Origin of the sequence: Priestia sp. HNGD-A6 (assembly GCF_045784335.1) — a bacterium.
GTDB lineage: Bacteria > Bacillota > Bacilli > Bacillales > Bacillaceae_H > Priestia > Priestia zanthoxyli.
Genome location: NZ_CP138621.1, coordinates 2,721,045 through 2,727,500 on the forward strand (window position 1 = coordinate 2,721,045; position 6,456 = coordinate 2,727,500).

The window sequence follows — 6,456 nt, forward strand, 5'->3', positions numbered from 1 at the left end:
GCCCACCTCGTTAATCTGTGGCTTGAAACGAAACAGCACCTTCATTATTGATCTCATCCAGAGTATACTCTAAAATTTGTTCGTGATCTGACAGTTCCACTTGAATAATTCTTTCCAAAATATTCAAACCTACTACACGTCCTGAACCATCTGAAGTTTTAATTGTTGAGCCTATATCAGGAAGCTGTTCTTTTGCCGTTTCATACTCATCATTTTCATATTTTAAACAACACATCAAACGTCCGCATAAACCAGAAATTTTCGTTGGATTAAGCGATAGGTTTTGGTCTTTGGCCATCTTAATAGAAACCGGCTCAAAATCACCTAAAAACGTTGAGCAACATAGCATACGTCCACAAGGACCTATCCCACCCAACAGTTTTGCCTCGTCTCGTACACCAATTTGACGAAGCTCAATTCGCGTACGGAAAATAGCAGCTAAATCTTTAACTAGCTCTCTAAAATCAATACGGCCGTCTGCTGTAAAATAAAAAATGACTTTATTACGATCAAACGTATATTCTACATCTACTAACTTCATATCTAAATCGTGTGATTGAATTTTTTGCACGCATACGTCATACGCTTCTCTAGCAGCTTGTTTATTTTCATCCACAATCAGCCTGTCTTTTTGTTCAGCAATGCGGATTACTTTTTTCAAAGGAAGCACGACATCATGTTCACTTACTTGCTTTTTGTTAATAACCACTCTGCCAAATTCAACACCACGAACTGTTTCTACAATAACAAACTCACCATCTGGAATTGTAAGTTCTCCAGGGTCAAAATAATATATTTTTCCCGCTTTTTTAAAGCGAACGCCTACTACATCATACAAGCTTTTATCCCTCCTGCAAATCCAACACCAGCTGTTCCATTAATAACTGTAGATTCATATTTGAATTTAATTTATTTTTGGCCTTCAAGATAACCTCTAAGCGATAAATCGCTTTTTCCTGCGTTGTCTGAAGAGCTTGCTGTTTTAATTCTTCTATTTTATGACGATAGACGATTTTAGACTCTTGTCCAACTTGCAGCGTCAACAAATCACGGTAAAGAAGCATCAATAAAGTTAAACCAATATGAGCTTGTTCTTTTTCTTTAAAATGTGTTACCCACTTTTCATGAATAAAAAGCAGAGCTTGTTGAGGTCTCGTTGTTAACACTTCATATAATTGTATCACTAACTTTATTGCAAGTCCAAACCATTCATCTTTACTTAATTCAATTGCTTCATCAATGCTGTTTGTTAAATTAGACAAGATGGACGCATCTACTGCGGAAAGGCCATTTTCTACTAGTTTTTCAGCTAACTGTTCTGGTGTAAGAGATCGAAATGATATTACTTGGCAACGTGAGATAATCGTATCTAATAAGCGCTGTATATTTTCTGTTAATAAAATTGCATAAGTTCCGTTGCCAGGCTCTTCTAAAAATTTCAGTAAACTATTTGCTGCGCTTACTGTCATTTTATCAACATGATTCACAATATATAACTTTTTATTAGATTCAACACCGGTTTTTGTGAATTCTGATTGCAAGAATTGAATTTGCTCTTTTTTAATCGATAAACCAGCTGGCTCAATCAAGTGAATATCTGGATGATTACCTGAATCAATTCGCCGGCAGTTACTGCACTCATGGCATGGCCTATGATTAACTGGATTTTGGCAAAACAGTGCTTTAGCAAACAAAAAACTAATTTGTTTTTTACCTGTTCCTTTGCTTCCTTCAAATAAATAAGCATGAGCAACTCGCTCTTTAAGTAAGCTGTTTTGCAAAATCTTTAATACGTTCGGCTGAAGAGCTTCAAGCTGTTCCCATGTATTTCCCATTCAATCATCACTTTCTATTTAAAATCTTCTCTCTTAAAATTGATGAAATTGATCTACTGGTAGTACGAATACTGTAGCTCCGCCCACTTCAACTTCAACAGGATACGGAATGTATGAATCTGCATTACCACCCATCGGTGCCACAGGAGAAATCATCTGTCTGCGGTTTTCACATTGGCCCTTAATAATATCAAGTACTTCATCTACTTTATGATCATCTGTACCAATCATAATTGTTGTATTCCCTGATTTTAAAAATCCGCCCGTACTTGATAATTTGGTTGAACGAAATCCTCTTTCTACAAGTGCATTTAAAAGCTTTGAGCTATCTGAATCTTGAATAACGGCCATTACTAATTTCATGAATAACACCTCATTTTACTTTATTGTTAAGAATAGTATAGCAAGAATAACAATCATCTGTATTTATTTTAAAATCAATTGTATCTGTTTATAAGCTTCTTCACAGACCTTTTCAATGGATTGATTTGCATCAATTCGGCGAATACGCTCTGGAAATTGACTCAAAAGAGATAGATATCCATCTCGTACTTTGTAATGAAAGTCTAAGGATTCTAAATCTAATCGATTAATCTCATCTTTTCGACCTTTATTAATTCTTTCTAATCCTACCTCAGGCTCAATATCAAAATATAAAGTGGCCTGTGGCATCGTTTGCTCAATAGCAAATTGATTGATAGCAAAAATATCTTCTACACCTATCCCCCGCGCATTTCCTTGATAAGCAAGTGAGCTATCAATAAAACGGTCACATAATACTATATTCCCTTTATTTAGCTCAGGAATCACTTTTTCTACAAGATGTTGTCTCCTAGCCGCAGCGTAAAGAAGTGCTTCTGTTCTGGCATCCATTTCCGTGTTAGATGGATTTAAGATGATTTCACGAATTTGTTCAGCAATTCGTATGCCTCCAGGCTCTCTTGTTAATACAATGTTATAGCCATCTTGTATTAATTTTTGTTGAACCATATGGATGATGGTCGTCTTACCAGCACCCTCTGGCCCTTCGAATGTAATAAACGTTCCTGACATGTATAAATTCCTTTCTCTATTTAAATACTTCTATCTTTCCTTCTTCCATACAAGAGCCGCCTTGAATATGACCATTTAACCTTTGAATATGCAAAATATAGTCAATATGATTGCTCGTAATCGTTTCTCCCTCCATTAAAATAGGAATTCCAGGAGGATATGGAATAATAGATTGTGCGCTTACACACCCAATCGCTTCTTCAAACGAACACATATGCTTTGTCCTTAATTTTCTTTCTTCCATAGACAGGAGAACCGTTGCCCTTGAAAAACGAAATGGTTTGATTAGTGGTTTTTCATACGACTTACGCTGTATATTTGCTACTGCTTGTCTAACCCGCTTAATTGTATCATTAAAGTCCCAACTGCTGCTTAACGGTAGAACAAACAATACATAGTTAACGTCAGCTAGTTCTGTATAAATATCTTGTTTTTCCAGTTCCTTTTGCAAATCATATCCTGTTGCCGCCGAACAAGTCAATGTCATTTTCAAAAGGTCGGTAGCAGTTTGATCTGTTTCCACATTAATAGTTGAAAGTGTATCAATCTTATTAATCTTTTCAACAAACGAATGAATATTGTCAGTCATTCTATCGATATCATGCTGTGTAAACTGCTGCAGATAATACCGTGCCAAATCGAGAGAAGCCATAATAGGGTATGAAGGACTGCTTGACTGAAGTACTTGTAGGTAATGGCGCACCGCTTGCTTATTCACTAATGTTCCCTGCATATGTAAATAAGAACCCATTGTCATAGCTGGTAGCGTTTTATGTGCTGACTGAACGACAAGGTCAGCTCCATACGTAACAGCTGACGACGGAAAAGGATTGCCTAAAATAAAATGGGCTCCATGAGCTTCATCAATAACTATAGGAATATTGTAGCTATGAATAAAGTCAATGGTCTCCTTTAAATCTCGTGCTACCCCGTAGTAAGTAGGATTTGTTAATACAAATGCTTTTATATCCTCAGAACGCTCTAAAGCCGCTTTAATTGTTTTAATGGATACACCTGTACTAAGATGTGTTTTTGAATCTATTTCAGGAGCTAAAAAAATAGGTGATGCCTTTGATAAAGTAATAGCATTAAAAATAGATTTATGAGAATCTCTTTGAACAGCAATTTTATCTCCTTCTTGACAAAGAGATAAAATTGCTGAGAGGTTGCCTACAGTAGAACCATTAACTAAAAAAAAGCTTTCATCTACTCCATACAACTTTGCCGTTAACTCTTGTGCTTCTTTAATAACAGATTCTGCTTCATGTAAATCATCTAATCCGCTAATTTCCGTTAGATCGTATTGCAAAAAATCTGCGTAAGAAGACTGAATATGTGAAGGTAGAATTTGACCATTTTTATGGCCGGGCACGTGGTAAGAGAGTGACCTCTTTTCGCTATGCCTTACTAAACGGTTATATAAAGGTAAATATGTATCCATACATCCATTCCTTACTTTTTGTAAATATAACATTGTTAACTTGATAAAAGAATATGTAAGCATTTTTCCTATCAAAATTCATTTTTCTTTCATTATAACAAACTTAGATGATTTTTTTGAGCCATATAAAGAAGCCCTTATAAAAAAGGGCTTTTAGTAAGAAAACGCTCCTGATATTCTCTTTAATTGATTTACTAACAATTGATAACGAAAATGAGATGAATCCACCTCTACAATCTCTACCTCGCAGTGTTGGCATATAAAGCTGGAAAACACTTCAATACCCTTTGTATGCTGTTCATGACAAACGGAACATGTTTTAATTTGTTTTTCCATTACTCTCCACCTCCACTAAATAAGTATCGACAAGATGTAACTTCTTTATGCAGTTCATTTACCCCATTTTATGTAGATAGCTTATACTTTGTGAATAATAAAAAAAGACTAGCTAAAATAGCTAGTCTTTTTTCAAGTGCCTGGCAACGTCCTACTCTCACAGGGACAAAGTCCCAACTACCATTGGCGCTAAAGAGCTTAACTTCCGTGTTCGGTATGGGAACGGGTGTGACCTCTTCGCTATCGCCACCAGACAAGAGATTGTTCTCTCAAAACTAGGTAACAGTTTGCTGAGTAAAGCTTACGCTTTTAAAAGTTTGGTTAAGTCCTCGATCGATTAGTATCAGTCAGCTACACATGTCGCCACGCTTCCACCTCTGACCTATCAACCTGATCATCTTTCAGGGATCTTACTAGCTTGCGCTATGGGAAATCTCATCTTGAGGGGGGCTTCATGCTTAGATGCTTTCAGCACTTATCCCGTCCACACATAGCTACCCAGCGATGCCTTTGGCAAGACAACTGGTACACCAGCGGTGTGTCCATCCCGGTCCTCTCGTACTAAGGACAGCTCCTCTCAAATTTCCTACGCCCACGACGGATAGGGACCGAACTGTCTCACGACGTTCTGAACCCAGCTCGCGTACCGCTTTAATGGGCGAACAGCCCAACCCTTGGGACCGACTACAGCCCCAGGATGCGATGAGCCGACATCGAGGTGCCAAACCTCCCCGTCGATGTGGACTCTTGGGGGAGATAAGCCTGTTATCCCCGGGGTAGCTTTTATCCGTTGAGCGATGGCCCTTCCATGCGGAACCACCGGATCACTAAGCCCGACTTTCGTCCCTGCTCGACTTGTAGGTCTCGCAGTCAAGCTCCCTTGTGCCTTTACACTCTACGAATGATTTCCAACCATTCTGAGGGAACCTTTGGGCGCCTCCGTTACATTTTAGGAGGCGACCGCCCCAGTCAAACTGCCCACCTGACACTGTCTCCCGGCCCGATCAGGGCCGCGGGTTAGAATTTCAATACAGCCAGGGTAGTATCCCACCGACGCCTCCACCGAAGCTAGCGCTCCGGCTTCTCAGGCTCCTACCTATCCTGTACAAGCTGTACCAAAATTCAATATCAGGCTACAGTAAAGCTCCACGGGGTCTTTCCGTCCTGTCGCGGGTAACCTGCATCTTCACAGGTACTATAATTTCACCGAGTCTCTCGTTGAGACAGTGCCCAGATCGTTACGCCTTTCGTGCGGGTCGGAACTTACCCGACAAGGAATTTCGCTACCTTAGGACCGTTATAGTTACGGCCGCCGTTTACTGGGGCTTCGATTCAGAGCTTCTCCCAAAGGATAACCCCTCCTCTTAACCTTCCAGCACCGGGCAGGCGTCAGCCCCTATACTTCGCCTTGCGGCTTCGCAGAGACCTGTGTTTTTGCTAAACAGTCGCCTGGGCCTATTCACTGCGGCTCTCTCGGGCTATACACCCTACCAGAGCACCCCTTCTCCCGAAGTTACGGGGTCATTTTGCCGAGTTCCTTAACGAGAGTTCTCTCGATCACCTTAGGATTCTCTCCTCGCCTACCTGTGTCGGTTTGCGGTACGGGCACCTCCCGCCTCGCTAGAGGCTTTTCTTGGCAGTGTGGAATCAGGAACTTCGGTACTATAATTCCCTCGTCATCACAGCTCAGCTTTCATGATGAGCGGATTTGCCTACTCATCAGCCTAACTGCTTGAACGCGCATATCCAGCAGCGCGCTTACCCTATCCTACTGCGTCCCCCCATTACTCA

Annotated in this window: 6 protein-coding genes and 2 rRNA genes (1 of these 8 cut by a window edge); all 8 read right to left on the bottom strand. The window is 40.1% G+C overall.

What is annotated here, in order from left to right; genetic code table 11:
• Positions 1 to 10 precede the first annotated feature (10 nt).
• Entirely contained in the window at positions 11 to 838 is an 828-nt protein-coding gene (locus tag SCI76_RS13815) for a stage 0 sporulation family protein (RefSeq protein ID WP_013054847.1), read from the bottom strand.
• A 4-nt stretch (positions 839 to 842) separates the two neighbouring features.
• Positions 843 to 1,835, bottom strand: a complete 993-nt coding sequence (holB, locus tag SCI76_RS13820) for a DNA polymerase III subunit delta' (protein WP_013054846.1) — start codon at positions 1,833 to 1,835, stop codon at positions 843 to 845.
• A gap of 33 nt (positions 1,836 to 1,868) precedes the next feature.
• The gene (locus tag SCI76_RS13825; protein ID WP_013054845.1) at positions 1,869 to 2,198 is read right to left on the bottom strand and encodes a cyclic-di-AMP receptor; all 330 of its coding nucleotides are present in this window, start codon (positions 2,196 to 2,198) and stop codon (positions 1,869 to 1,871) included.
• 63 nt (positions 2,199 to 2,261) lie between these two features.
• Positions 2,262 to 2,888 (bottom strand): dTMP kinase, encoded by a 627-nt coding sequence (gene tmk, locus SCI76_RS13830; protein WP_028412632.1) that lies wholly within the window; start codon positions 2,886 to 2,888, stop codon positions 2,262 to 2,264.
• Positions 2,889 to 2,904: 16 nt separating this feature from the next.
• Positions 2,905 to 4,329, bottom strand: coding sequence for an aminotransferase class I/II-fold pyridoxal phosphate-dependent enzyme (locus SCI76_RS13835; protein ID WP_028412631.1), 1,425 nt, complete (start codon positions 4,327 to 4,329; stop codon positions 2,905 to 2,907).
• A 153-nt stretch (positions 4,330 to 4,482) separates the two neighbouring features.
• Positions 4,483 to 4,665, bottom strand: a complete 183-nt coding sequence (locus tag SCI76_RS13840; RefSeq protein WP_013081329.1) for a sigma factor G inhibitor Gin — start codon at positions 4,663 to 4,665, stop codon at positions 4,483 to 4,485.
• A 138-nt stretch (positions 4,666 to 4,803) separates the two neighbouring features.
• Positions 4,804 to 4,919, bottom strand: a 5S ribosomal RNA gene (rrf, locus tag SCI76_RS13845).
• Positions 4,920 to 4,982: 63 nt separating this feature from the next.
• Positions 4,983 to 6,456, bottom strand: a 23S ribosomal RNA gene (locus tag SCI76_RS13850); it runs 1,462 nt beyond the window's last position.